At 59.1% G+C, this 25684-nt stretch carries 22 protein-coding genes, 4 tRNA genes and 1 pseudogene; 6 read left to right on the top strand and 21 right to left on the bottom strand.

The window, feature by feature from the left end; genetic code table 11:
* The first annotated feature begins 283 nt into the window (after positions 1–283).
* Positions 284–682: an EF-hand domain-containing protein gene (locus KGB03_RS24950; protein WP_111451083.1), complete on the top strand. Its 399-nt coding sequence runs from the start codon at positions 284–286 to the stop codon at positions 680–682.
* A gap of 61 nt (positions 683–743) precedes the next feature.
* On the opposite strand, the gene KGB03_RS31430 is transcribed toward KGB03_RS24950, so the two are convergent.
* From KGB03_RS31430 to rluD, 9 genes and pseudogenes are all read right to left on the bottom strand, one after another.
* Positions 744–1607, bottom strand: a complete 864-nt coding sequence (locus KGB03_RS31430; RefSeq protein WP_411740351.1) for a methyl-accepting chemotaxis protein — start codon at positions 1605–1607, stop codon at positions 744–746.
* Positions 1599–2369 (bottom strand): annotated as a pseudogene (locus KGB03_RS31435) (MCP four helix bundle domain-containing protein); the annotation flags it as partial. The pseudogene KGB03_RS31435 and the gene KGB03_RS31430, both read right to left, overlap by 9 nt.
* A 167-nt stretch (positions 2370–2536) precedes the next feature.
* Positions 2537–2613, bottom strand: a tRNA-Pro gene (locus KGB03_RS24960).
* Positions 2614–2711: 98 nt separating this feature from the next.
* Positions 2712–2787: transfer RNA gene (locus tag KGB03_RS24965), tRNA-Lys, on the bottom strand.
* 5 nt (positions 2788–2792) lie between these two features.
* Positions 2793–2869 (bottom strand) — tRNA-Pro (locus tag KGB03_RS24970).
* Between the two features lie 9 nt (positions 2870–2878).
* Positions 2879–2954: transfer RNA gene (locus KGB03_RS24975), tRNA-Asn, on the bottom strand.
* Positions 2955–3252: 298 nt separating this feature from the next.
* Complete coding sequence (clpB, locus tag KGB03_RS24980; protein ID WP_111451085.1) at positions 3253–5817, bottom strand: ATP-dependent chaperone ClpB; 2565 nt, start codon at positions 5815–5817, stop codon at positions 3253–3255.
* Between the two features lie 129 nt (positions 5818–5946).
* Entirely contained in the window at positions 5947–6672 is a 726-nt protein-coding gene (gene pgeF / locus KGB03_RS24985; RefSeq protein ID WP_223529661.1) for a peptidoglycan editing factor PgeF, read from the bottom strand.
* Entirely contained in the window at positions 6669–7631 is a 963-nt protein-coding gene (gene rluD / locus KGB03_RS24990) for a 23S rRNA pseudouridine(1911/1915/1917) synthase RluD (RefSeq protein ID WP_007942311.1), read from the bottom strand. Before rluD ends, pgeF begins: the two co-directional genes overlap by 4 nt.
* A 151-nt stretch (positions 7632–7782) precedes the next feature.
* Here rluD and KGB03_RS24995 point away from each other — a divergent pair, with 151 nt between their 5' ends.
* The 4 genes from KGB03_RS24995 (at position 7783) to KGB03_RS25010 (ending at position 12083) form a co-directional block, all read left to right on the top strand.
* On the top strand, positions 7783–8805 hold the full coding sequence (locus KGB03_RS24995) for an outer membrane protein assembly factor BamD (protein ID WP_192410870.1): 1023 nt from the start codon (positions 7783–7785) through the stop codon (positions 8803–8805).
* A 122-nt stretch (positions 8806–8927) separates the two neighbouring features.
* Positions 8928–9161 (top strand): PP0621 family protein, encoded by a 234-nt coding sequence (locus KGB03_RS25000; RefSeq protein WP_111451088.1) that lies wholly within the window; start codon positions 8928–8930, stop codon positions 9159–9161.
* Positions 9151–10740 (top strand): sensor histidine kinase, encoded by a 1590-nt coding sequence (locus KGB03_RS25005; RefSeq protein WP_223529663.1) that lies wholly within the window; start codon positions 9151–9153, stop codon positions 10738–10740. Before KGB03_RS25000 ends, KGB03_RS25005 begins: the two co-directional genes overlap by 11 nt.
* 2 nt (positions 10741–10742) lie before the next feature.
* Positions 10743–12083 carry a sigma-54-dependent transcriptional regulator gene (locus KGB03_RS25010; RefSeq protein ID WP_223529665.1) on the top strand — a complete coding sequence of 447 codons (1341 nt, stop codon included), beginning with the start codon at positions 10743–10745 and terminating at the stop codon, positions 12081–12083.
* Between the two features lie 121 nt (positions 12084–12204).
* Here KGB03_RS25010 and thiO read toward each other — a convergent pair whose 3' ends face one another.
* From thiO to KGB03_RS25045, 7 genes are read right to left on the bottom strand one after another with little or no spacing between them, the layout of a single operon-like run.
* Positions 12205–13305 (bottom strand): glycine oxidase ThiO, encoded by a 1101-nt coding sequence (thiO, locus tag KGB03_RS25015; RefSeq protein WP_223529667.1) that lies wholly within the window; start codon positions 13303–13305, stop codon positions 12205–12207.
* 56 nt (positions 13306–13361) lie between these two features.
* The gene (locus KGB03_RS25020) at positions 13362–13757 is read right to left on the bottom strand and encodes a type IV pilin protein (protein ID WP_008154912.1); all 396 of its coding nucleotides are present in this window, start codon (positions 13755–13757) and stop codon (positions 13362–13364) included.
* A gap of 14 nt (positions 13758–13771) precedes the next feature.
* Entirely contained in the window at positions 13772–16891 is a 3120-nt protein-coding gene (locus KGB03_RS25025) for a pilus assembly protein (RefSeq protein WP_223529669.1), read from the bottom strand.
* Positions 16878–17357 (bottom strand): PilX N-terminal domain-containing pilus assembly protein, encoded by a 480-nt coding sequence (locus tag KGB03_RS25030; RefSeq protein WP_218537504.1) that lies wholly within the window; start codon positions 17355–17357, stop codon positions 16878–16880. Before KGB03_RS25030 ends, KGB03_RS25025 begins: the two co-directional genes overlap by 14 nt.
* A gap of 11 nt (positions 17358–17368) precedes the next feature.
* Positions 17369–18082, bottom strand: a complete 714-nt coding sequence (locus KGB03_RS25035) for a PilW family protein (protein ID WP_111451094.1) — start codon at positions 18080–18082, stop codon at positions 17369–17371.
* Positions 18079–18528 (bottom strand): type IV pilus modification protein PilV, encoded by a 450-nt coding sequence (gene pilV, locus KGB03_RS25040; protein ID WP_192410865.1) that lies wholly within the window; start codon positions 18526–18528, stop codon positions 18079–18081. Before pilV ends, KGB03_RS25035 begins: the two co-directional genes overlap by 4 nt.
* Positions 18525–18998: a GspH/FimT family pseudopilin gene (locus KGB03_RS25045; protein WP_008154923.1), complete on the bottom strand. Its 474-nt coding sequence runs from the start codon at positions 18996–18998 to the stop codon at positions 18525–18527. Before KGB03_RS25045 ends, pilV begins: the two co-directional genes overlap by 4 nt.
* A 131-nt stretch (positions 18999–19129) precedes the next feature.
* On the opposite strand from KGB03_RS25045, the gene KGB03_RS25050 reads away from it, so the two are divergent.
* Positions 19130–19687, top strand: coding sequence for a GspH/FimT family pseudopilin (locus tag KGB03_RS25050; protein ID WP_223529672.1), 558 nt, complete (start codon positions 19130–19132; stop codon positions 19685–19687).
* Here KGB03_RS25050 and ispH read toward each other — a convergent pair.
* From ispH to ribF, 5 genes are all read right to left on the bottom strand, one after another.
* Positions 19656–20603, bottom strand: a complete 948-nt coding sequence (ispH, locus tag KGB03_RS25055; RefSeq protein ID WP_007901894.1) for a 4-hydroxy-3-methylbut-2-enyl diphosphate reductase — start codon at positions 20601–20603, stop codon at positions 19656–19658. The genes KGB03_RS25050 and ispH overlap by 32 nt on opposite strands.
* A 240-nt stretch (positions 20604–20843) precedes the next feature.
* Positions 20844–21281 carry an FKBP-type peptidyl-prolyl cis-trans isomerase gene (fkpB, locus tag KGB03_RS25060; protein ID WP_177327872.1) on the bottom strand — a complete coding sequence of 146 codons (438 nt, stop codon included), beginning with the start codon at positions 21279–21281 and terminating at the stop codon, positions 20844–20846.
* A 7-nt stretch (positions 21282–21288) separates the two neighbouring features.
* On the bottom strand, positions 21289–21801 hold the full coding sequence (gene lspA, locus KGB03_RS25065) for a signal peptidase II (protein WP_008154929.1): 513 nt from the start codon (positions 21799–21801) through the stop codon (positions 21289–21291).
* On the bottom strand, positions 21794–24625 hold the full coding sequence (gene ileS / locus KGB03_RS25070) for an isoleucine--tRNA ligase (protein ID WP_192410863.1): 2832 nt from the start codon (positions 24623–24625) through the stop codon (positions 21794–21796). Before ileS ends, lspA begins: the two co-directional genes overlap by 8 nt.
* A complete protein-coding gene (gene ribF, locus KGB03_RS25075) occupies positions 24626–25576 on the bottom strand; it encodes a bifunctional riboflavin kinase/FAD synthetase (protein ID WP_111451098.1) in 951 nt (316 codons plus the stop codon).
* Between the last annotated feature and the right edge of the window lie 108 nt (positions 25577–25684).

The following is a 25684-nucleotide window of genomic DNA, read 5'->3' on the forward strand; positions in this document are numbered from 1 at the left end:
CGGTGTAACAGTCAACAGAGATGTTGAATGTAATGACCCCTTCGCGAGCAAGCCCGCTCCCACATTTGTTCTGCATCGACTCTTAGATCTGTGTCTCACTGTATCTCCCCCGCCGTTTCATCCCCTTCGCTTACAAACTCCCCCCTTGCGCGACACAGTAGCGATACACCACGCCCGCTAAATGGCCACACCCGAGCAAGGCACCCCGCCAGCTACGGTTATCGCCGCTCTTACGTGGCGTCCTTTATCGAACGGTTGTGTCGTGCAACCCAGGAGTATTGAAATGTCCCGTACCACCAAAAACACTATCGGTCTGCTCGGCGCTGTTTTGGCCGGTGGCATGATGTTGTCCGGCGCTGTGTTCGCCGCGCAACCCCTGACACAAGGCTACCTGCTGGCCTCGGCCGAACAGGTCGTGAAGACCCCTGAAGGTAAATGTGGCGAAGGCAAGTGTGGCGATGCCTCGATGGCAAAAACCGACACGGATGGCGACGGCAAGGTATCCCGTGCCGAATTCCTGAAAGTCGCGCCGAAGTCCAACTTCGACAAGATCGACACCAACCATGATGGCTTCATCGACGAGCAAGAGGCATTCGATAACGTGAAAGCCAACTACGAAGCCAATGGCAAGAAAATGCCAAAAGGCCTGTTCGAGCACTTGAAAGACCAAGACGGCGCCTAAGCTTCCGAAACCAGGCCGCGCTTTTCCATCGAGAAGCGCGGCTTTTTTGCGTCTGGAATATTTAAAGCTGAAAGCGCCGCACCATGCCCTGCAAGGCATTGGCCAACTGAGACAGCTCCTGGCTGGACGCGCTGGTCTGATCCGCCCCGGCGGCAGATCGCACCGAAAGGTCACGGATATTCACCAGGTTGCGGTCGACTTCACGCGCCACCTGCGCCTGTTCTTCGGCAGCGCTGGCGATCACCAGATTGCGCTCGTGGATCTGATGAACCGACGCGGTGATGGTCTGCAACGCTTCACCTGCACGCTCGGCCAAGGCCAATGTGCTGGCCGCACGGCTTGAGCTGGCGTGCATGGAATCCAGCGCCTGAGTTGAGCCGTTGCGCATGCCCTGAACCATTTGCTCGATTTCCTGAGTCGATTGCTGCGTGCGATAGGCCAAAGCGCGAACTTCGTCGGCAACCACCGCGAATCCGCGACCGCTTTCCCCGGCGCGCGCCGCTTCAATGGCTGCGTTGAGGGCCAGCAAGTTGGTTTGCTCGGCAATCGCACGAATCACATCCAGTACCTTGCCGATGCCCTGAGACTGGTTGGCCAGGGACTGCACCAATCCACCGGTGATCTGTACATCGCTGGCCAGGGCGCCAATGGCCGTGACTGTTTCGCTGACCCGCTCCTGGCCGACATGCGCGGACTCACTGGATTGGCGCGTGGCGTCGGAGGTCGACACCGCGTTGCGAGCGACCTCCTCCACCGCGGTGGTCATTTCAGTGACAGCCGTCGCCGCTTGTTCGATCTCATTGTTCTGCTGTTGCAGGTTTTGCGTGCTGTCGAGGGTGACGGCATTCAACTCGTCAGCCGCTGTCGCCAATTGCGCGGCCGAGCCGCTGATACCTTGCAAGGTTTCGCGCAGGTTGCGCTGCATGGTCGCCAACGCCTTGAGCAAACGACTCACTTCATCGTTGCCATGGGTTTCGATGGGGCGCGTCAGGTCGCCTCGCGCCACGTTTTCCGCGGCATCCAACGCTTCGTTCAAAGGTTTGACGATGCTGCGGGTCAGCAGCATGGCCAGGCCGACGGTGGCCAATGCCGCCAATGCGATAAACAGGCTGACGATCATCCGCGATGTTTCGTAATGCTCTGCAGATTTCTGGCTCTCGGCGGCGACTTGTTTGGCGAACAGATCCGCCAGGTCAGTGAGTTGCTTGCCGGAACCATCGACCACGGTTTTCATGTCTACCAGCAGCAACTTGGTCAATTCGTCATGACGACCCTGTTCGGCCAGGGAAAAAGATTGGGCAATACCGGCACGATAAGCCGCGAAGGTGGTTTTGAACTGGTCATACAAGGCTTTGCCTTCGACGGTGTTGACCAACCTGTCATATGCCGCAATCTTCTCGCTCAACTCTTTGTCGCGAGTGTCCATCTGGCCGCGGTAGACAGGGATGTTCTTCGGATCCTGATCCAGGGCCATGCGCAGGGAAATGGTACGGATGCGCAGCATGATTTCGCGGATCTCGTCACCGCCGCGAATGCTCGGTAGCCATTGTTTCTCCACCGCCACCTCGCTATCGCGAATGCTCGACATCTGCCCCAGGGCAAAAACCCCGAGCAACGCGACCAATACGGCAATCAAGGCAAACCCCAAGGCTGCCCGAGGAGCGATATTTAACTGTCGAAGCACCATAACGAACGCCTTTTTCTTGTAGTGGCTTGGATAAGGGGCGTTGTTTCGGCAGTACCCCGTCGCCTCGTTATCGGCAAGTTGTACGATGACTGAAGTGTTATTTCTCGAAGACAAAAAATCGAAGACAAAAAAAATCCCCGTATCTTTCGATACGAGGATTTTTAATATGGTCGGGGTAAGGGGATTCGAACTCCTGACATCCTGCTCCCAAAGCAGGCGCGCTACCGGACTGCGCTATACCCCGGTAATAAAAAGGCGACCTTTAAAAAAGTCGCCTTCTTCGATCAGTGCTTTTGGCCTCTGATCTTAAGATCTGATCCCAGCGTGAACTGGTTTCAAAAATGGTGGGTCGTGTGGGATTCGAACCTACGACCAATTGGTTAAAAGCCAACTGCTCTACCAACTGAGCTAACGACCCAAAAATGGTCGGGGTAAGGGGATTCGAACTCCTGACATCCTGCTCCCAAAGCAGGCGCGCTACCGGACTGCGCTATACCCCGGTTTGAAATTGGCTCCGTGACCAGGACTCGAACCTGGGACCCAATGATTAACAGTCATTTGCTCTACCGACTGAGCTATCACGGAACTACATATTTCAATTTACAACTGTGAAGCTTGCTTCACCTCTTCGACCCGTTCGCATCGCTGCGTTCGTGTGTCTGAGGCGCGCTATTCTACAATCTTAAGCACCTCTGTCAACCCCCTAAATTGCTTTCAAGTTAATGATTTGCAACTTATTTCAGATTCCTGCTTGGGGAGCTGGAACCCTTCAGGGCGACTTACTGCGGGGCGCACTTTACAAGCCTTTTCCTTTAAGTTCAACAGCCTGGCGAAAAAAAGGCCTCGCAATGCGAGACCTCTTCAATTTTACTGCCGCCGTGGATCAGGCAAATACGATTTCGTCGTTCTCCACGACACCCTTGGCGGTATCGCCCGGCATGAAACGACCGGACAGAATCAGCTGCGCCAGCGGGTTCTCGATCCAGCGCTGGATCGCTCGTTTGAGCGGCCGTGCGCCGTAAACCGGGTCGTAACCCACCGCGATCAGCTTATCCATGGCCTCAGGGCTCAGTTCAAGCTTCAGCTCGCGTTCGGTCAGGCGACTGCGCAGGCGACCCAACTGGATCTCGGTAATGCCCGCGATCTGATCCCGAGCCAATGGCTCAAAGATCACCACTTCATCGACCCGGTTGATGAACTCAGGTCGGAAGTGCGTGGAAATCGCATCCATCACTGCCGCACGCTGCGCCTCACGATCACCGACCAATTCCTGGATCTGCACCGAACCGAGGTTGGAGGTCATGACAATCACGGTATTTTTGAAATCCACCGTGCGGCCATGACTGTCGGTCAGTCGGCCATCTTCCAGCACTTGCAGCAAGATGTTGAAGACATCCGGGTGGGCCTTCTCGACCTCGTCCAGGAGGATCACCGAATAAGGCTTGCGACGCACCGCCTCGGTCAGGTAACCGCCCTCTTCATAGCCTACGTAGCCTGGTGGCGCACCGATCAGACGAGCCACGGAATGTTTCTCCATGAACTCGGACATGTCGATCCGCACCATCGCCTCTTCCGTATCGAAGAGGAACTCGGCCAGCGCCTTGCACAGCTCGGTTTTACCGACACCGGTCGGGCCGAGGAACATGAACGAACCGCTCGGGCGATTCGGATCGGACAACCCGGCACGGGAACGCCGCACAGCGTTGGAAACGGCAATCACCGCTTCGTCCTGGCCGATCACACGTTGGTGCAACAGGCTTTCCATCTTCATCAGCTTGTCGCGCTCACCCTCGAGCATTTTCGACACCGGAATGCCGGTCCACTTCGAAACGACTTCAGCGATCTCTTCTTCGGTCACCTTGCTGCGCAGCAACTGGTTTTCAGTTTTGCCGTGCTGGTCGACCATTTGCAGGCTGCGCTCCAGGTCCGGGATGATCCCGTACTGCAACTCGGCCATGCGGTTCAGGTCGCCTTTGCGGCGGGCCGTTTCCAGTTCCTGACGGGACTGTTCGATTTTCTGCTGGATCTGCGCAGAACCCTGGACTTCGGCTTTTTCCGCGTTCCAGATTTCCTCCAGGTCCGAGTACTCACGTTCGTGACGAACGATTTCTTCCTGGAGTTTTTCCAGACGTTTCTTCGCCGCGTCGTCGCTTTCTTTCTTCAGCGCCTGGGATTCCACCTTCAGCTGAATCAGACGACGCTCCAGACGGTCCAGCACTTCCGGCTTGGAGTCGATCTCCATGCGGATACGGCTGGCGGCTTCGTCGATCAGGTCGATGGCCTTGTCCGGCAGCTGACGATCGGTGATGTAGCGATGGCTGAGCTTGGCCGCGGCGATGATCGCGCCGTCGGTGATCGCCACCTTGTGGTGAACCTCGTAACGCTCTTTCAGGCCACGCAGGATGGCGATGGTGTCTTCTTCGCTCGGCTCATCCACCAGGACTTTCTGGAAGCGCCGCTCGAGGGCCGCATCCTTCTCTATATATTGGCGGTACTCGTTGAGCGTGGTCGCGCCGACGCAGTGCAGTTCACCACGGGCCAACGCAGGCTTGAGCATATTGCCCGCGTCCATCGAGCCTTCACCTTTACCGGCGCCGACCATGGTGTGCAGTTCGTCGATGAACAGAATGATCTGCCCTTCCTGCTTCGACAGTTCGTTGAGCAAGGATTTGAGGCGTTCTTCGAACTCGCCACGGTACTTGGCACCGGCAATCAGCGACCCCATGTCCAAGGACAGCAGGCGCTTGCCTTTCAGTCCATCCGGGACTTCGCCGTTGATAATGCGCTGGGCCAGGCCTTCGGCGATGGCGGTTTTACCCACGCCAGGCTCACCGATCAGCACCGGGTTGTTCTTGGTGCGGCGTTGCAGCACCTGAATGGTCCGGCGAATTTCGTCGTCACGGCCGATCACCGGATCGAGCTTGCCTTCTTCGGCGCGCTTGGTCAGGTCGACGGTGTATTTATCCAGCGCCTGGCGCGACTCTTCGTGGTTGGCGTCATTGACGGCCTCACCACCACGCAGGTTGGTGATTGCGTTTTCCAGGGCTTTCTTGCTGACGCCCTGACCGAGCAACAACTTGCCGAGCTTGCTGTTCTCGTCCATGGCGGCGAGCAACACCAGCTCGCTGGAGATGAACTGGTCGCCCTTCTGCTGGGCCAGGCGGTCGGCCTGGTTGAGCAGACGCGCCAAATCCTGCGACATGTTGACGTCGCCGGTCGGGTTCTGGATTTTTGGTAGTTGGTCGAGCTCTTTGGTCAGCTCTTTACGCAGGCTGTTGACGTCGAAGCCCACCTGCATCAACAGGGGTTTGATCGAACCACCCTGCTGTTCAAGCATGGCTTGCATCAAGTGCGCCGGTTCAATGCCCGGATGATCGAGGCCAACGGCCAGGGATTGGGCGTCGGACAAGGCTAACTGCAACTTGCTGGTTAAACGGTCTATACGCATGGGTCACCTTCCTTTTGAGCAGGCCGGACCTATGAAACATCCTGAATGAAGAAACCTGCCAGATATCACTTAGATGTGGTCGATTCTGGGAGATTCAAGCGTCGTGATGTTGATGTAGATCAGAGAAGTCTAGCGTTCGAGCCAGACCAAGGAGGCAAACCGACCGGTACGTGGACTACGGCGGTAAGAAAAGAAGCGAGGATCGGTCACGGTACAGAAACCGCCACCATAAACAGCGGTGACACCGCGAGCCGCCAGACGCAAGCGCGCCAGCTCATAGATATCAGCCAAGAATTTGCCAGCATTTGCACTCGGCACAAACGCTTTAGCGGCTTCGGGTAATTGCTCGACGAAGGTTTCGCGCACTTCAGGGCCGACTTCAAAGGCTTGCGGACCAATGGCCGGACCGAGCCAGACCAGCACTTCTTCTGGCGGCACGGCCAGACTGTCGAGGGTTGCTTCCAGCACACCCGCCGCCAACCCGCGCCATCCGGCATGAGCCGCCGCGACGCGAGTACCGGCACGGTCACAAAACAGCGCCGGCAGGCAATCCGCAGTCATTGCCGTGCAGGCAATACCGGGCGTTGCCGTCCAGCTGGCATCGGCAGTGGCCGTAAGGCTTGGGTCTGCGTGGGCCACGGCAATGCCGTGAACCTGCTTTAACCAGGCCGGCTGAATAGCGAAATGATCAGTGAGGCGACGGCGGTTTTCGACCACAGCTTCGGGGCTGTCATCGACATGATCGCCGAGGTTGAGGCTGTCGAACGGCGCCAGACTGACGCCGCCCGCTCGGGTGGTAACGCAGGCTTTCACCCCGGCAGGCGCAGGCCAGTCGGGAATCAGCCAGTCACTCATCCGATGAACGCCTCGCGGTCTTGCTTGAGCAGCGTCAGCAACCAGACGAAATCGTCCGGCAGTGGCGATTCCCAGCTCATGCGTTTACCGGTGGTCGGGTGATCCAGCTCCAGGAACCGCGCATGCAGCGCCTGACGCGGGAACGCCTTCAACGATTCGACCATGGTCACACTGGCTGCCGGCGGAATACGGAAGCGACCGCCGTAGGCAGGGTCTCCGACCAACGGGTAGTTGATGTGGGCCATGTGCACACGAATCTGGTGCGTACGACCGGTTTCCAGCTTCACCCGCACGTGCGTGTGGGAGCGGAAACGCTCGAGCACGCGGTAATGGCTGACGGCCTGCTTGCCACCTTCCATCACGGCCATGCGCTGGCGTTGCTGACCGTGACGACCGATCGGCGCGTTGATCTTGCCGCCGGCAGTCACCACGCCGATCACGATGCACTCGTAGATCCGGCTTACGCTGCGGCTCTGCAATTGCGTGACAAGCTGTGTCTGCGCCTGAATGGTCTTGGCCACCACCATCAGACCGGTGGTGTCCTTGTCCAGGCGATGCACGATACCGGCGCGGGGCACATTGATGATGTCCGGCACGTGGTGGAGCAAGGCGTTGAGCAAGGTGCCATCGGCGTGACCGGCGGCAGGATGCACCACCAGACCCGCGGGTTTGTTGATCACCAGGATGTCGTCGTCTTCATAGACGATATCCAGCTCGATGTCTTGAGCGATCCATTCGCCCTGAGCTTCCTGCTCGGCAGTGAGTTCAAGAATGGCACCACCATGAACGATGTCTCGCGGGCGGATAACCGCCCCATCCACAGTCAGGCGGCCGTCTTTGATCCAGGCGGAAAGGCGCGAGCGCGAGTGCTCAGCGAATAATTGTGCGGCGACTTGATCGAGGCGTTGGCCGCCCAATTCGGACGGCACCTCTGCGCGAAGTTCAATTTTATCGGACATGCTCAGACTAGGCGTCGGCACAGCCTTTGGTTTCGGCTGCGCGCTTGTGGTTAAATACGGCGTCTTTTGCCCCGAGGCTATTCAACGGGGCGTTCATCATAACAGGACGGCCCCGCCCAAGACAGCGGCCGTCATAGGGACGCAAGCCGCCATGCAAGTGAAACACCTGCTGCTGATCGCCATCCTCGCATTGACCGCTGCTTGCTCATCGAAGGAAGTCGTAGACGAAAACCTGAGCGAGGTCGAGCTGTACCAGCAGGCTCAGCACGATCTGGACAACAATAGCTACACCGCCGCCACAGCCAAGCTGAAGGCGCTGGAGTCGCGTTATCCGTTCGGTCGCTACGCCGATCAGGCTCAACTCGAGCTCATTTACGCCAACTACAAGAACACCGAGCCTGAAGCGGCGAAGTCCGCCGCCGAGCGCTTCATTCGTCTGCACCCGCAGCACCCGAACGTGGATTACGCGTATTACCTCAAGGGTCTGACTTCTTTCGACCAGGACGTCGGCCTGTTGTCGCGTTTCCTGCCGCTGGACATGACCAAGCGTGACCCGGGTGCCGCTCGCGACTCCTACAACGAGTTCGCCCAGCTGACCAGCCGCTTCCCCAACAGCCGCTACTCGCCGGACGCCAAGCAGCGCATGATCTACCTGCGCAACCTGCTGGCGGCCTACGAGATTCACGTTGCCGACTACTACCTGACCCGTCAGGCCTATGTCGCCGCCGCGAACCGTGGTCGCTACGTGGTGGAAAACTTCCAGGAAACCCCTTCGGTCGGTGACGGCCTGGCGGTGATGACAGAGGCCTACCAGCGTCTGCACCTGGACGATCTGGCCGCTACCAGCCTCGAAACCCTGAAGCTCAACTACCCGAACCATCCAAGCCTGGTCGACGGTCAGTTCCAGCCTTCGGTGGCCGAAGCCGACAACCGTTCGTGGCTGAGCAAGGCGACCCTGGGCCTGATCGAATCCCGTCCACCACTGCCGCCGGGCGAAACCCGCGCCAACCAGGACGTGCAGAAGCAGTTCCAGGACGCCAAGGACGCAATTCCGAACGATCTCAAGCCTAAAGATGAAAAAGGCGACGTGATCGAAGAAGAGGAACACGACTCCGAAGCCAATAACAGCGACCGCTCGTGGTTCAGCTACATGACCTTCGGCGTGTTTGACTGACACATCGGGTTGTACGAAAAGGAGCCTTTCGAGGCTCCTTTTTTATGGGCTCGATGATTACGCTGTGCGCTGGTCATGTCCTTGGCTAAACTGGCTCTTCACTCGTCGAATAGCAGCTCATCATGCTTCGTTTACTGTTCTGGATCGCCCTGATTGCCGCTGCGGTATGGTTCTGGCGCAAGTTCAAGGGCCAGGCGTCCGTGCCCAGGTCCTCTGCCGAGCTGGAGGCGGCTCCGATGGTCCGTTGCGCCCATTGCGGCGTACACCTGCCACGCGACCGCGCGCTGAGACTTCAACAACAGTGGTATTGCAGCCAGGCTCATCTTGAGCAAGGCCCGGGCTCCAGTGATCGCTGAGACCTCCAGTCCCGGCAGCAAACAGGCCCAGCGACTGCTGCGCCTCTATCACCTCTACCGTTTGAGCATCGGCATCACCCTGGTGCTGTTGATCGCCAGCAACATGGACAACCAGCTGCTGACGTTCAGCAATGACGACCTGCTGCGCAGTGGTAGCTGGTTTTACCTGGTGCTGAACATCCTGCTGGTGGTATTCCTCGGGAACACCCGGCGCCCGGCGCAACTGTTCAGCCTGGCGCTGACCGACGTCCTGCTACTGTGCGGTCTGTTCTATGCCGCCGGCGGTGTGGCCAGCGCCATCGGCAACTTGCTGATCGTATCGGTAGCCATCAGCAACACTTTGTTGCGAGGGCGCATCGGCCTGCTGATTGCCGCCGTTGGCGCGCTCGGCATCGTCGGGCTGAGCTTCCTCCTGAGTTTCAGCCATCGCGCCACCCCCAACGATTACCTGCAAGTCGGCACGCTCGGCGCCTTGTGTTTTGCTGCTGCATTGCTGGTGCAAGGACTGATCCGACGCCTGGATGTCAGCGAAACCCTCGCCGAACAGCGGGCCAGCGAAGTTGTCAGCCTCGAAGCCCTCAACGCCCTGATCCTGCAACGCATGCGGACCGGCATCCTGGTACTCGACGACCAGCGGCGGGTTCAACTGGCCAATCACAGCGCCTTGAACCTGTTAGGCAGGGAAAATCTTGCAGGCCAGGTGATCGACGACTACTTGCCCAGCCTGGTCGAACGCCTGCAACTGTGGCGCAACAATCCGACGCTGCGCCCCCAGAGCCTGAAAGTCGCCAGCAGTGGTCTGGAGCTGCAACCGAGCTTCATTGCCCTGGACCAAAGCCCATACCACCAGACCCTGGTCTTTCTCGAAGACCTCGCGCAAATCGCTCAACAAGCCCAGCAATTGAAGCTCGCCGCCCTCGGTCGCCTGACCGCCGGTATCGCCCATGAAATCCGCAACCCACTGGGCGCCGTTAGTCATGCCGCGCAGCTATTGCAGGAATCAGAGGAACTGAACGGCGCGGATCGACGTCTGACACAGATTATTCAAGACCACTCTCAGCGAATGAATCGGGTAATCGAAAACGTCCTGCAACTGTCCCGCCGTCAGCAAACCATAGCGCAACGGCTTGATCTGAAGCCGTGGCTGGAACAGTTCGTCAACGAAAACCGCGAGAGGGCGACCGAGCATCAGCAGATTCATCTGCGCATCGGCTCAGGAGACTTCAAAACCCTGATGGATCCAGACCAACTGACCCAGATTCTCGACAATCTGTTGCGCAACGCCTGGCGCCATAGCGCCTTGAATCACGACCTGGCACAGGTCTGGCTCGAATTGTTTGTCGATTCGGACAGCCAGCTGCCGATCCTCGAGATCCTGGACGATGGCCCCGGCGTGACGCCAGAGCATCACGTGCACTTGTTCGAACCGTTCTTCACCACCAGCACCCAAGGCACCGGCCTGGGGCTTTATCTGTCCCGTGAGCTGTGCGAAAGCAACCAGGCCCGCCTAGACTTCAAACCACGCCAAGGCGGCGGCTGCTTTCGCATCACTTTTGCTCACGGACGGAAACAAAGTTGAACATGAGCCCACGGCAAAAAGTCCTGATCGTCGACGACGAACCGGATATCCGCGAACTCCTGGAAATCACCCTGGGACGGATGAAACTCGACACCTTCAGTGCCCGCAACCTCGGCGAAGCACAGGCACTGCTGTCGCGAGAGTCATTCGATTTGTGCCTGACCGACATGCGCTTGCCGGACGGCACCGGCCTTGAGCTGGTGCAACACATCCAGCAACGCCACCCCCAAGTACCGGTGGCCATGATCACCGCTTATGGCAGCCTGGAAACGGCGATCAACGCCCTCAAAGCCGGCGCCTTCGACTTCCTGACCAAACCGGTGGACCTCACTCGCCTGCGGGAACTGGTCAGCAGTGCGCTTCGGTTGCCTGCGCCGGGCGGCACCGGCATTGCCATCGATCGCCGGCTGCTGGGTGATTCACCGCCCATGCGCGCCTTGCGCAAACACATCGACAAACTGGCCCGCAGCCAGGCGCCGGTGTACATCAGCGGCGAATCCGGCAGCGGCAAGGAATTGGTCGCGCGACTGATCCATGAGCAAGGGCCACGCGCCAACCAACCTTTTATTCCGGTCAATTGCGGGGCGATTCCGTCGGAATTGATGGAGAGCGAATTTTTCGGGCATCGCAAAGGCAGTTTCAGCGGTGCCATCGAAGACAAACCCGGACTGTTCCAGGCGGCCCATGGCGGCACCCTGTTCCTCGACGAAGTGGCTGATTTGCCGCTGGCGATGCAGGTCAAACTGCTACGGGCCATACAGGAAAAAGCCGTTCGCGGTGTCGGCGAGCAACAGGAAACCGTGGTCGATGTGCGTATCCTGTGCGCCACCCACAAAGACCTCGACGCCGAAGTTGCCGCCGAACGCTTTCGCCAGGATTTGTACTACCGGTTGAACGTGATCGAACTACGGGTGCCGCCCTTGCGCGAACGCCGTGACGACATCGAATCCCTCGCCAGCCATGTGCTCAAACGCCTGGCCACCAGCACTGGCCAACCCGTCGCAAAACTCCACCCCCAAGCCCTCGACGCGCTGAAAAGCTATCGCTTCCCCGGCAATGTGCGGGAACTGGAGAACGTCCTCGAACGGGCGCACACGTTGTGCGAAAACAAACAAATTGAAGCCAGCGATCTGCGACTGGCCGAAGTCAACTGCAACCCGGAAGGCGGTGTGCCGGACCTGACGCAGATCGACAACCTGGAAGACTACCTGGAGAACGTCGAACGCAACCTTATCCTCCAGGCCCTGGAAGAAACCCGCTGGAACCGCACGGCGGCGGCTCAGCGGTTAAATCTTTCATTCCGGTCGATGCGCTACAGGCTCAAAAAATTAGGGTTGGATTGAGGGCCTCTTCGCGAGCAAGCCCGCTCCCACATTCGATTGCGTTCTTTCTGGTAGAACTCGTTTAAATGTGGGAGCGGGCTCGCTCGCGAAGGCGATCTGACAGGCGCCGAAAATCCCGCGACTAAATCCGCCCGATCGGTGCATACGGCGCCGGATCAATGATCGGCTCACGCCCCAGCATCACATCCGCAAACAACTGACACGACGCTGGCGCCAGCACCAAGCCATTACGGTAATGCCCGCAATTCAGCCAAAGCCCTTCGAACCCTGGCGCCCGACCGATGTAGGGAATGCCTTCCGGCGAACCCGGTCGCAACCCGGCCCAGTGCCCCACGACCTCGGCATCCGCCAGTGCAGGAATCAACTCCACCGCCGACGCCTTCAGGCTCTCCAGGGCAGATTCGGTTGGCGTCTTGTCGAAGCCTTCATGCTCCAGCGTACTGCCGATCAGAATGTGCCCATCGCGCCGAGGGATCGCATAACGCCCCTTGGCCAGAACCATGCTCGACAGAAAGTCCGCCGCGCATTTGTACAGAATCATCTGACCTTTCACCGGTTCGACCGGCAGCTCCAGATCCAGGCTCTTGAGTAAATCACCGCTCCAGGCACCGGCGGTCAGAACCACCTGATCGCCATGAATCGCTCCCGCCGAGGTCTGTACCCCGACCACCGTAGCGCCTTCACGGATAAACCCGCTGACTTCACACTGCTCATGAATCGTCACATTCGGCAGCGCCAGCAACGCGGCCTTGAGGGACTTCACCAGCCGCGGATTACGCACATTGGCCACATCGGCCATGTAGATCGCCCGGGAAAAACCGTTCCCCAACACAGGCACTGCGTCGTGAGCCGCCGAGATATCCACAGCCCGCAACGGACGATTTTCCCGCTCGGCCCAGGCCAGCGCCTCAGCCTCATCATCCAGATCCAGCCAGTACAACCCGGTGGTATGCACCTCGGGATCGACACCGGTGGCGGCAAACAGTCGCTCACCCAGCTGGGGATAAAAATCCTGGGACCAATGCGCCAACGCGGTGACCGCCGGGCTGTAGCGCCACGGGTAGAGCGGCGAGACGATGCCGCCGCCGGCCCAGGATGACTCCTGACCGACGTTCGAGCGATCCAGCAGCACAACTTTTTCCACTTCGGACGCGAGATTGAACGCAGTCAGCAGGCCAATCACGCCGCCGCCGACAATCACCACTTGCTGTTGCCTGGTCATGTTCTGATCCAACCGTTAGATAGACAGGGGGCACAAAAGGCACCCAAAAAAAGAACTCAGCGCCCCCAACAATCCTTGGTCGCGGCCGTCGCATTGACCATGCTTCTGACGCCAGTGTTGGTGATGGTGAAATCACCGCACTTGTCAGCGGCCATGGCCTTGCCGGGCTTGCGCACCGCCGTCAGCAGGAAGGTTTGATCGGTCAGGGTCGGGGTGATGGTGTAGAAGTCATTACCGGCGCTCAGGCCGGTGGCATTGGTGTAGACATTATTCTTCGAATAGAAGCGTTCAAGGATCTGCGCTTGTTCGGAGAGCAGGCCGGCGACTTCAGTGCGGCGGCCCTTGTTCACATACTCGGTGAGGCTCGGGTAGCCAATGGTGATGACGATCCCGATGATCGCAATCACGATCATGATTTCGATCAGGGTAAAACCTCGGTTGGATCTGCGCATGCCTCAACTCTCACTTACTGTATTTGTCGCCACATGATGCGACGGCTACCGCCGCTGCCGGGCTTTTCCACCAGGGAGCTGATGCCACCGCTGGAGTCGTTCATAATCTTGCGGGACGCATTGTTGACGATCGCGTTCAGCGTCGGAATACCACCGGTGAAAACCACCCCGCTGGAGATCGAATCCTTGATGTCGACCAACCCGTCGCCATTGCTGTCGAGCACCGCGTAATTGAGCATCTTACCGCTGAATGCATCCAGCTCGACCAGTTTGCCGGTGCCGAAACTGGCGCAAGGGTCGGTGGTGTCCACGCTGGCCGTGGTGAACACGATCCGGCCGGCCACCAGACTGGCCTGATTGATTACCCGCTCGCCGGTCAACACGTTGTTGTAAACCAATGGCAGATACCAGCCCTTCTCTGCCGGATAGGTCACGTCGTTCTGGCTGGTGGTGATGAATTGCCCACTGCTACCCGAGAACACGCCAGTCACCGCCTGCGCCTGCAAACTGGACGTTGTGATTTGCCCGGAGCCACCTTCCGCATCCCACACGGCATAGAACGCCTGGAGGTCTTTGTTGGTCTTGTCGGCAGTCTCGTTGAATTTACCGGTGCCGAAAAACACTTCCTTGCCGCCCAATGCGTGATCGGCCAGCAACGGTTGCGCGGTAATCGGCTGGGTCGCGCCACCTGCAGTGGTGAACAACGGCTTGCCGGAAAATGCCACGCCCCAGGTATCGGAGGCAGTGCCACTCAAATCGAACTTCCACAACCGCCCTTTCAGATCGCCCCCATAGGCGGCCTGCACCACATTTTGCGAGTCGACCCTGAGCTTCACCGACGACAGGCCGTTGGTGGTTTCTGTACTGTCGACCACGATTTTCTTGATCAGCGAGCCGTCGCGGATATCCACCACATACAGCGCTGCCACCCCGGAGTTGCTGCCATAACCGTTGGAGATGAATGCCGCCCATCGACCGTCGGCCAAGCGTGCCACTTCGGGATGCGCATAGGCATAACCCAGATCATTGAAAACGTTCGCCGTATTTGCTGTGGCCGGTGCGCTGATCTCCCACAACGCGTTAGTCACGTTACCGGCCGACGCGTCGAACAGTTGCAGTGCATAAAAGGTTTTGCCGCCCGCCCCTGTTCCTCCAATCGCCAGGGTTTTCCAGGCGCTGTCGAGTTGGGCATCGAACACGCCGACCTGACCGTCGACCAGATATTTGTGGCTCACACCATTGATGTAAGTGGGGTCAGCGATGTAGCGCAATGATGGCAGCACACTGGAGGGCATATAGCCGTAGCGTCTGGCACCGTTGGTCGAGCTGATGACGTTTACAAAACCGTCGTTGGCGTTCACCACCAGGCTGGAGTTCATGTTGGCGGCTTTGGTGGCGAGGTAGGTGCTGTAAGTGGTGTCCCCCACCAGATCGGACGCGGTTTTGTTCGTGGGCGCGGCCAGCACGAGAGGCGAATTGATGATATCGCCGAGCAATACACTGCGCGTTCTCAACCCGGTTTTGTTGGTGCCCTTGCTCCACTCCACCAGATCGCTGCCGGTGATGCCAGTGGGCAGGCTCTGGCTGAGGAAGGACTGCTGGGCTGGGGAAAAATTGCTGTAGGCCAGGGTAACAACGGCGTTGGTCAGGGTATTCCAGGACTGGTAGGTCGGCGCGGTAGCACCGGGCACGATGGCGGTATCGGTCGTCCACAGTACCGCGGCCGTGTTCACCGCGCCCGTCGATGTGAAGCCAAAGGACTTAATGGTGCCGCGCCAGTCCTTGGGATCGTAGCTGGTCTGAAAGTAACTCGAACCGCTGGACAGCGTCGTGCCGCTGGCAACACCGCTGCCGCCGGAGCCGGCCTTGGAGGTGATATCGCTCAGGGCTGAAGACAGTGAGCTATTGAGCTCGGCGCCGTCAGTCGCCTGGTAGTACTTGCCCTGCCCGTAGGTCGCGGCGTCCGCCAGCATTTGGTTTGCCGCGGCGAACCCCACGGTGTAGGTATTCATGTTCTGCCCGGGAAAATCCGGGGCGTCCCAGCTTTTACCCGCGGCATCGACTCCCGTGGAGCGCATGTCGATATCGAAGGCGAACTTGGCGATGTCATCCAGGTACAGGGTGTCGCCCTCGTCGTCGCCAAAGCGGTTGGCACCATCGTTACTGCTGATCCCGTCCCAGTTCGGTAAGCGGCTGCCACCCAGCGGGTCGTCAGTCGGAAAGGTTTGGTCGTAGGTGGGCAGACCATCGGTGATCACCACCCCGTAATTTCTCTGGCAGCGATACTGAATCGGGCTGGTGTAGGTGGTGGGTGTCGAGTTGTTGTACGGCGTCATGCCACGAAAATAGCGGGTGATCTCGTAATAGGCTTCAGCCAGCGGCGTATTGGCCTGCGCGCTCAGTTCGTCGATTCCGGCGATCAATTCGTTGTAGTTGGTATCGGCCTGAGCCTGCGTCACGGTGCCGCCGACTGCCGACAAATCACTGATCGAGCGGGCGATGTAACCGCCGTCATTCTTATGGTTTCCGACCGCCAGGTTGAACGTCGCCAGACCGATACGCAGCGAGCGATTGCCGGCCACCAACGCTTTGGAGACGTTGCGCGCCACATTCATCCGGTAATCATTGGGAATCGAGCCATCGGTGAAATCCCGGTCGGAATTGTTGGCAAGGCTTACCAGATACGACAAGTATTTCGCCGAATAGCGAGTGTCCTCACCCCCTACCGGATCGGGAAGCTTCAGGCAAAGCGAATCCAGACCGAAAAAGCTGTTGTTATAAAAACCGTACCAATCCTTCGAACATGTTCCTCGAGTCAAACTCGACAAGGAGATATTGCTGTCGGTCATATCAAGTTCCCGCCCTTTCAAGCACGAACCATTCGAGAGGCAAATAGTCACCTGAGTGCGCGTGATCGTCGGATCGAAACCTGCCGCCCAGATAATGCTGTTCATACTCCCCGAGTCATCGAGTAACAGCATCACATTGGGGGCCACGGCAGCGGCGTTCAATAGCGGCGAATCCGAGGGCGTGAAGGCGTAAGTCGGCGCTGCCAGATAAAGGCTCAACGCCGCGCCGCAGAACCACTGCAACAACCAACGGCGCCAGCCTGCGCGGGCCTCAGTATTTCGCATAGATACTCTCCACCACACTGCGCGAGTTGCCCGCGATGCCGACGGCGGTCACCCGGTACAGCGTTGTCGAGGTGTTGCTCGGCACATTCACGGCGGTCAGGGTGGTGCCGATGTTTTGTACCCCGTAAAAACCGCTGCCGGAGGCGATCCAGGTCACCCCCGAGGTGGAATTGAAGCCAGCGCCGGTGATTGTCGACGACTCGGCCGGTGGCGCGCATTGGGTAGTGCCGCTGCAGACCGGCAACGAATAGGTATCCATTTGTACCGCGCTTTCACCTACGCGCAACGCCGATTCGGCGCCCTGGAACGACTGATTGCGCAAGGTCACGCTGGCGGCCATTTTTTCCTGCAGGGTGGCGTTTTGCATGGATGAAAGGCCGATCAGTGTCAGCAACAGAAGAAACACCAGGCTGACCAGCAGCGCCATGCCCCGCTGGGCGGGAGGGGTCACGGGAGAAATACTCATCGGCCCTCTCCTCATGGCAAGCGGTTGCGCAGCGCGGCAACCACGTTGAAGGTTTGATTGCCTACCCGGTTGTTCGGGTCGGTGAGGGTCAATGTCAGGCGAACACTACGGATGCGCGCCGGATCAGTGGGGTTGTTGCTGTAACTGGAGGCGGCCACATCAGTGGCGGAACTGGCGAGGCCGAAGCTTACGTTGAAGGCACTGACGTTGTTCACCAGCACCGCCTGAGCCGGCGTGCCGCTGCCGACACCCATGAGCAGTTGATTGTTGCTGAAGCTGTAGATCAAGCGCCGGATCGGAAACGCCAGCTCTCCCGACCCCGGAACCCGGACGCCGGTGTAGGCCGTTGCATTGTTCCGGCAATCGGAAACCACCGTCCAGGTCGGTACCCCGCCACTGCTGCCGACATCCGCTGTCACCAGGGTCAGTTTGAGGTTGGCGTTGTCCCATCTGATGGGCGTTGTCTGGCTGGCATTGAAGTCACCCGCCGAGCTTGAATCGGTGACCGCCCCCAGACATCCGAACATCCCGACCATGCGAATCTCCTGAATCATCTTGCTCAGCACGAAACGCGCATCTTCCTGCATGGCGGCAGCGGTGTTCTGGCTGACATAAGTATTCTTGGCCGCGATGAAAATCTGCGCCACACCCAGGACCACGACCAGACTCAACGCCAGGGCGATCAGTAACTCGATCAGGCCGAAACCTCTGTTGGTCTGGTTCATGGCGTCGACACCGGATCAAGGGTGGCGCGACTGGTCAGGACGAAACTACGGCGTGAATTGGCAGTATTGGCCGCCCGTGAGTCATCCCAAGTGATGGTGATGGTGTACACCCGCTGATTGAGCGTAACGCTTCCGGTGGCAGTGGCGCCGCCGAAATTGACAATGTTGGTGGTGAAGTCGTAGAGATCCTGATCCCGAGCGACGCTCAGGTTGCCCGAGGTCGGAGGCGTGATGGTGTAGTCGGCACCGGAGTTGGCGCGAATGCGGTCCATCATGTCGTAGGCGATAAAACTCGCCTGGCTGGTCATCCGCGCGCTGTCCGTGTACTTCAGCGCATTAAGCTGAATCGCTGCCGCCCCCAACAGCCCCACACTCAGAATCAACAACGCAACCAAGACTTCGATCAGCGTCATGCCCTCCTGTGCACGCTTGCTCCATCCCCTCATCCGCAGCTTCCACCCAATAGAATTCGTCCGTTCAAACACACATTCAGTGTCCTGCTTTCTGCCCCCCGTACGTAGCTGATCACCACCGCCGTGGACGGTGCCGACAACCCGCCAAGGTTGTTGAAATCGATGGCGGTCACTCCTGAGGTTAGCGTCAGAGTCGCGCCACTGCTCATCGCTGGAACAACCCGCAATACATTGGCCGGATTGCCAGTACCGTCAAAGACCGTTAATTCTCCGCTCCAGACGCTGCCGCCGGCCGTCGGGCGCAGCCGGGTGGTGACACCACGGTCGATAGCCTCCAGTCGGGCGAAATTGAGTCCGCGTTGCAGATCGCCGATTTCGGTGTCGGCCTTGGTGATTTGCACCGATCGGGTAAACGCCGGTACGACCAGCGTGATCAGGACCAGAAACACCGCGAGCGCGACCAGCAACTCGATCAGCGTGAAACCTTTTGTACGATGATCCATCGGTGCCCTCCGTTGCCGTCGGCTATACCTGCTTCTACACGCTAGAACATTCGACCGGCAGATGTTCGGTTGTTTTGCCATTACTCGCGCAGGGATCGCGCGGGCCGCAGCACTCCAGGGAGGGAGATGACATGCATCAGCGAGGTTTCAGCCTGATCGAACTGCTCATGGGACTGACAATTGTCGGGATTGTTCTGCTGTTGGTCAGTCCGGCGTTTGCTGCACTGACTGAATCGAACCATCGCGAGCAGATGGCAGAGTCGCTTATCAGCGGTATACGCAACGCCAGAACCGTTGCCATCACACGCAACCAGAGCGTCGTGATTCACGGCATCAATGGCGACTGGAGTCAGGGCTGGCGGATCATTCTGGATATCAGTGGCAAAGGGGCGGAGGACAACAGCAATCCGCTGCTGATTGAGCGCGCGAGTGGCACTGAGGTGCCGATTGTCGGCAATTGGCCGGTCAGGCGCTACATACGCTTCAACAGTATCGGCGAGCCACAGATGCCCGGACGGGCCTTTCAAGCGGGGACACTGCACATTTGCGCCGCCCGCGAACCGGTCTCTCAGCTCCAGGTGGTGCTGGCCGCGACCGGTCGCGTCAGCCTGCGCAGCCATAAGGCTGAGCAGGCGCTGTGCCCGGGGGGCAAGAGCGTTAAAGCAGGGAGCGGACGCGCAACTCTTTAGGCATGGAGAAGGTAATGTTCTCCTCGCGACCGGCCAATTCATCGGCGCCAGTAGCGCCCCACGCCTGCAACTGCTGGATCACGCCACGCACCAGCACTTCCGGTGCGGAGGCGCCAGCGGTGATGCCGATTCGCTCGACACCGTCGAACCAGCTCTTTTGCAGGTCTTCGGCACCGTCGATCAGGTAGGCCGGGGTGGCCATGCGCTCGGCCAGTTCACGCAGGCGATTGGAGTTGGAGCTGTTCGGGCTGCCGACCACCAGGACCACGTCGCATTCGTCGGCGAGTTGCTTGACCGCGTCCTGACGGTTTTGCGTGGCGTAGCAAATATCATCCTTGCGTGGACCACCGATCGCCGGGAAGCGTGTACGCAGAGCGTCAATGACGCGGCTGGTATCGTCCATGGACAGGGTGGTCTGGGTCACGAACGCCAGTCTTTCAGGGTTGTTCACCTGCAATTCGGCGACGTCTTTCTCGTCTTCGACCAGATAGATCGCGCCACCATTGCTGCCATCGTACTGGCCCATGGTGCCTTCGACTTCCGGATGACCGGCGTGGCCGATGAGGATGCATTCACGGCCGTCGCGGCTGTAGCGGGCCACTTCGATGTGTACCTTGGTCACCAGCGGGCAAGTGGCGTCGAACACCTTCAGGCCACGACCGGCGGCTTCGGTGCGCACGGCCTGGGAAACACCGTGGGCACTGAAGATCACGATAACGTCGTCCGGCACCTGATCCAGTTCTTCGACGAAGATCGCCCCACGAGCACGCAGGTCTTCGACGACGAATTTATTGTGGACCACTTCGTGGCGCACGTAGATCGGCGGCCCGAAGACTTCCAGGGCGCGGTTGACGATTTCGATTGCCCGGTCCACACCGGCGCAGAAGCCACGGGGGTTGGCGAGTTTGATTTGCATGCTGTGCCTCGTGTCTTGCGCGCAAGAAATAGCGAAAACTGTAAAAAACTTTTTACTGTGGGAGCGAGCCTTTGTGGTGAGGGGATTTATCCCCGTTGGGGTGCGAAGCGCCCCTGAATCCAATCACCGCGGTCTTGAATAAGAACACGCGGCCTGGTTTACGATTGCTTCGCAATCGAACGGGGATAAATCCCCTCGCCACACAAGCCCGCTCCCACATTTTTGACCGGGTTCGGTCAGTTACAGCGATTTGACGTTGATGATCTCGACGTCAAAGGTCAATGTCTTGCCGGCCAGCGGGTGGTTGAAGTCGATGGTCACTTGCTCGTCATCGAATGTCTTCACCACACCAGGCAGCTCAGTATTGGCCGCATCGTTAAAGATCACCAGCAAGCCAGGCGACAGTTCCATGTCCTTGAACTGCGAGCGCGGGATGATCTGTACGTTCTGCGGGTTGGGTTGGCCAAAAGCGTTTTCCGGCTGAATTGTCAGCGTACGCTTGTCGCCAGCCTTGAAGCCGAACAGCGCTGCTTCGAACCCTGGCAACAGGTTGCCGTCACCGACCTTGAAGGTCGCCGGGGCTTTGTCGAAGGTGCTGTCGACCGTGTCGCCGTTCTCCAGGCGCAGTGCAAAGTGCAAGGTGACTTCCGTGTTCTGGCGGATGCGTTGCTCAGCCAATACCTGTTCAGTCATGAACGGCTTCTCCGGTTTTCTTACTTTTGAACATGTCTAGCGCAAGCATTACGGCACCGACAGAGATTGCACTGTCGGCAAAGTTGAACGCCGGGAAATACCAGCGGTTCTGCCAATGCACCAGAATGAAGTCGATCACATGGCCCAGGGCGATGCGGTCATACAGATTACCCAGCGCGCCACCCAGCACCAGCGCCAAAGCGACGGCCAGCCAGGTTTCGTTGCGCCCCAGACGTTTGAGCCACACGACCAGCACCGCACTGACCACGACCGCGATCAGGGCAAACAACCAGCGCTGCCAGCCAGAGCTGTCGGCCAGGAAGCTGAATGCCGCACCCGTGTTATAGGCCAGGGTCCAGCTGAACAAATCGGGGATCACCACGATTTGCTGGAACATCTCGAGCTTGCCTTCGAAGTAGAACTTGCTGGCCTGGTCGATGACCAGGACCAGCAAACTCAACCAGAGCCAGCTCAGCCGTCCGAAACGGCCAGCCGCATTAGGCATAGTGACGAACCTCGCCGGCGCCGCTGATGTTGTCGACGCAACGACCGCAGATTTCCGGATGCTCCGGGTTTACGCCGACGTCTTCACGGCAGTGCCAGCAACGGGCGCACTTGGCGTGACTCGACTTGACCACTTGCAGTTTCAAACCACTGACTTCGGTGACCACGGCATCGGCCGGCGCCTGAACGAACGGTGCAACGGTCGCGGTCGAGGTGATCAATACGAAGCGCAGTTCGTTGCTCAGCTTGGCCAGGTCGGCGCTCAGCGCCTCTTCGGCGAACAGCGTCACTTCGGCTTGCAGGTTGCCACCGACGGCCTTGGCCGCGCGCTGGATTTCCATTTCCTTGTTGACCGCGACCTTCACCGCCATGATCCGCTCCCAGTAGGCGCGGTCCAGCTCGACGTTTTCCGGCAGCTCGGTCAGGCCTTCGTACCAGGTATTTAGCATTACCGATTCGTTACGCTCGCCCGGCAGGTATTCCCACAGTTCGTCAGCGGTGAACGCCAGGATCGGCGCGATCCAGCGCACCAGCGCTTCGGAGATGTGGTACAGCGCGGTTTGCGCCGAACGGCGGGCCTTGCTGTTGGCGCCAGTGGTGTACTGACGGTCCTTGATGATGTCGAGGTAGAAACCGCCCAACTCCTGCACGCAGAAGTTGTGGATCTTGGAGTAGACGTTCCAGAAGCGGTATTCACCGTAGTGCTCTTGCAACTCGCGTTGCAGCAGCAGGGTGCGGTCCACGGCCCAACGGTCCAGCGCCAGCATTTCTTCGGCCGGCAGGATGTCGGTGGCCGGGTTGAAACCGGTCAGGTTGGAGAGCAGGAAGCGCGCGGTGTTACGGATCCGCCGGTAAGCGTCCGCACTGCGCTGCAGGATCTGCTCGGAAACCGCCATTTCACCCGAGTAATCGGTGGAAGCAACCCACAGACGCATGATGTCGGCGCCCAGGGTGTCGTTGACCTTTTGCGGCGCGATCACGTTGCCCAGGGACTTGGACATCTTGCGGCCGGACTCGTCGACGGTGAAGCCGTGAGTCAGCAGCTCGCGGTATGGCGCGTGGTTGTCGATGGCGCAACCGGTCAGCAACGACGAGTGGAACCAGCCACGGTGTTGGTCCGAACCTTCCAGGTACAGGTCGGCACGTGGACCGGTTTCGTGGCCCATCGGGTGCGAACCGCGCAGAACGTGCCAGTGCGTGGTGCCCGAATCGAACCAGACGTCCAGGGTGTCGCTGATCTTGTCGTACTGCGGCGCTTCGTCACCAAGCAACTCGGCGGCGTCCATCTTGAACCAGGCTTCGATGCCTTCGACTTCGACGCGCTTGGCGACTTCTTCCATCAATTCGGCAGTACGTGGGTGCAGCTCGCCGCTTTCCTTGTTCAGGAAGAACGGAATCGGCACGCCCCAGTTGCGCTGACGGGAGATGCACCAGTCCGGACGGTTGGCGATCATCGAGTGCAGACGCGCCTGGCCCCAGGCCGGGACGAACTTGGTCTCTTCGATGGCTTTGATCGCCCGCTTGCGCAGGGTGTCGCCGGTCACAGGTTCTTTGTCCATGCCGATGAACCACTGCGCGGTGGCGCGGTAGATCAGCGGGGTCTTGTGACGCCAGCAGTGCATGTAGCTGTGTTCGATGACGCTGGTGTGCAGTAGCGCACCGACTTCGGTCAACTTGTCGACGATGGCCGGGTTGGCCTTCCAGATGAACTGGCCGCCGAAGAATTCCAGCGACGGTACGTAAACGCCGTTGCTTTGAACCGGATTGATGATGTCATCGTTGACCATGCCGTACTTCTTGCAGGTCACGAAGTCGTCTACGCCGTAGGCCGGCGAAGAGTGAACCACGCCGGTGCCAGCGCCCAGTTCGACGTAGTCGGCCAGGTAAACCGGCGACAGACGATCGTAGAACGGGTGACGGAAGTTGATCAGCTCCAGCGCTTTACCGGTGGTGGTCGCGATGACCGAGCCTTCCAGGCTGTAGCGGGCCAGGCATGACTCGACCAGCTCTTCAGCCAGCACCAGCAGTTTGTCGCCGACGTCGACCAGGGCGTAGTTGAATTCCGGGTGAACGTTCAACGCCTGGTTGGCCGGAATGGTCCACGGGGTAGTGGTCCAGATCACGATAGAAGCAGGTTTACCCAGCGACGGCAGACCGAAAGCGGCAGCCAGTTTGGCTTCGTCGGCAATCGGGAACGCCACGTCGATGGTCGATGACTTTTTGTTCTCGTACTCGACTTCCGCTTCAGCCAGGGCCGAACCGCAATCGAAGCACCAGTTCACAGGCTTCAGGCCCTTGAACACGAAACCGCCCTTGACGATTTCAGCCAAGGCACGGATTTCACCGGCCTCGTTTTTGAAGTCCATGGTCTTGTACGGGTTGGCAAAATCGCCCAACACGCCCAGACGGATGAATTCGGACTTCTGGCCTTCGATCTGCTCGGTGGCGTAGGCACGGCACAGTTCGCGGGTCTTGTCCGCGCCCAGGTTTTTACCGTGGGTCACTTCGACTTTGTGCTCGATCGGCAGACCGTGGCAGTCCCAGCCCGGAACATAAGGCGCGTCGAAACCCGACAGGGTTTTCGAGCGGATGATCATGTCCTTGAGAATCTTGTTCAGCGCATGACCGATGTGAATCGTGCCGTTGGCGTACGGAGGACCGTCGTGAAGTACGAACTTCGGACGATCCTTGCCAATCTCGCGCAACTTACCGTACAGGCCAATGCTGTCCCAGCGCTGCAGAATCTGCGGTTCGCGCTGAGGCAGGCCGGCCTTCATTGGGAAGGCGGTGTCCGGAAGGTTTAGCGTGGCTTTATAGTCGGTCATTTAAGGCTCTTCATTAGCGATTGGCGCTAGGTGCGACAGGGCACGGGCGGCGGCAACATCCGCATTGATCGCCGTCTTAAGCGCCTCCAGAGAGGCGAAACGCTGCTCTTCACGCAGCTTGTGGTGGAAAACCACCGTCAAACGCCGGTCATACAGATCGCCGGCAAAATCTAAAAGATGCACTTCGAGGTGGGCTTTGCCATCACCTTGAACGGTTGGCCGCACGCCAATGTTGGCGACGCCTGGCCAGGTCTTGCCGTCGATGTCGACGTTGACCAGGTAAACCCCGGTCAGCGGCACGCGACGACGCTTGAGTTGTATGTTGGCCGTCGGCGTACCCAACTGGCGCGCCAGCTTCTGGCCATGCAGGACCCGTCCGGCAATCCGGAACGGACGACCGAGCAGTCGCTCGGCCAAGGCAAAATCGGCAGCCGCCAGAGCATTGCGGACCTGGGTGCTGCTGACGCGAATACCGTCCAGCTCGACCGTCTGCGCCGCTTCGACGGTAAAGTCCTGAAGGACGCCAGCCTGTTGCAGGAAATCGAAATCCCCTACCCGGTCACAGCCAAAACGGAAATCGTCGCCGACCTCAAGATGTTGCACACCGAGGCCGTCCACCAGAATGGTATCGACGAATTCGGCGGCGCTGAGCTTGCTCAGGCGCTGGTTGAAGGCCAGGCACAGGACCCGGTCGACACCTTCTTCGGCCAGCAGCTGCAGTTTGTCCCGCAGCCGGGCCAGACGGGCCGGAGCCGTGTCCGGCGCGAAGAACTCTCGCGGCTGCGGCTCAAAAATCACCACGCAGCTGGGCACGCCCAACTCGAGCGCACGCTCACGGAGCCTCGCCAGGATAGCCTGGTGGCCACGGTGAACACCGTCAAAGTTGCCAATAGTGGCGACACAGCCCCGATGCTGGGGGCGCAGGTTGTGGAGGCCTCGAACCAGCTGCATAACGCGCTTCTTGCTCATAAAGTGGTCGATTATAACCACACCCGGCGGCCGACGACAGGCAACACCGTAACCCAAAGTGATCGAGCCGACAAAACTGTCGATTCGTCC

It is taken from the genome of Pseudomonas sp. BF-B-26, from assembly GCF_019956495.1.
GTDB lineage: Bacteria > Pseudomonadota > Gammaproteobacteria > Pseudomonadales > Pseudomonadaceae > Aquipseudomonas.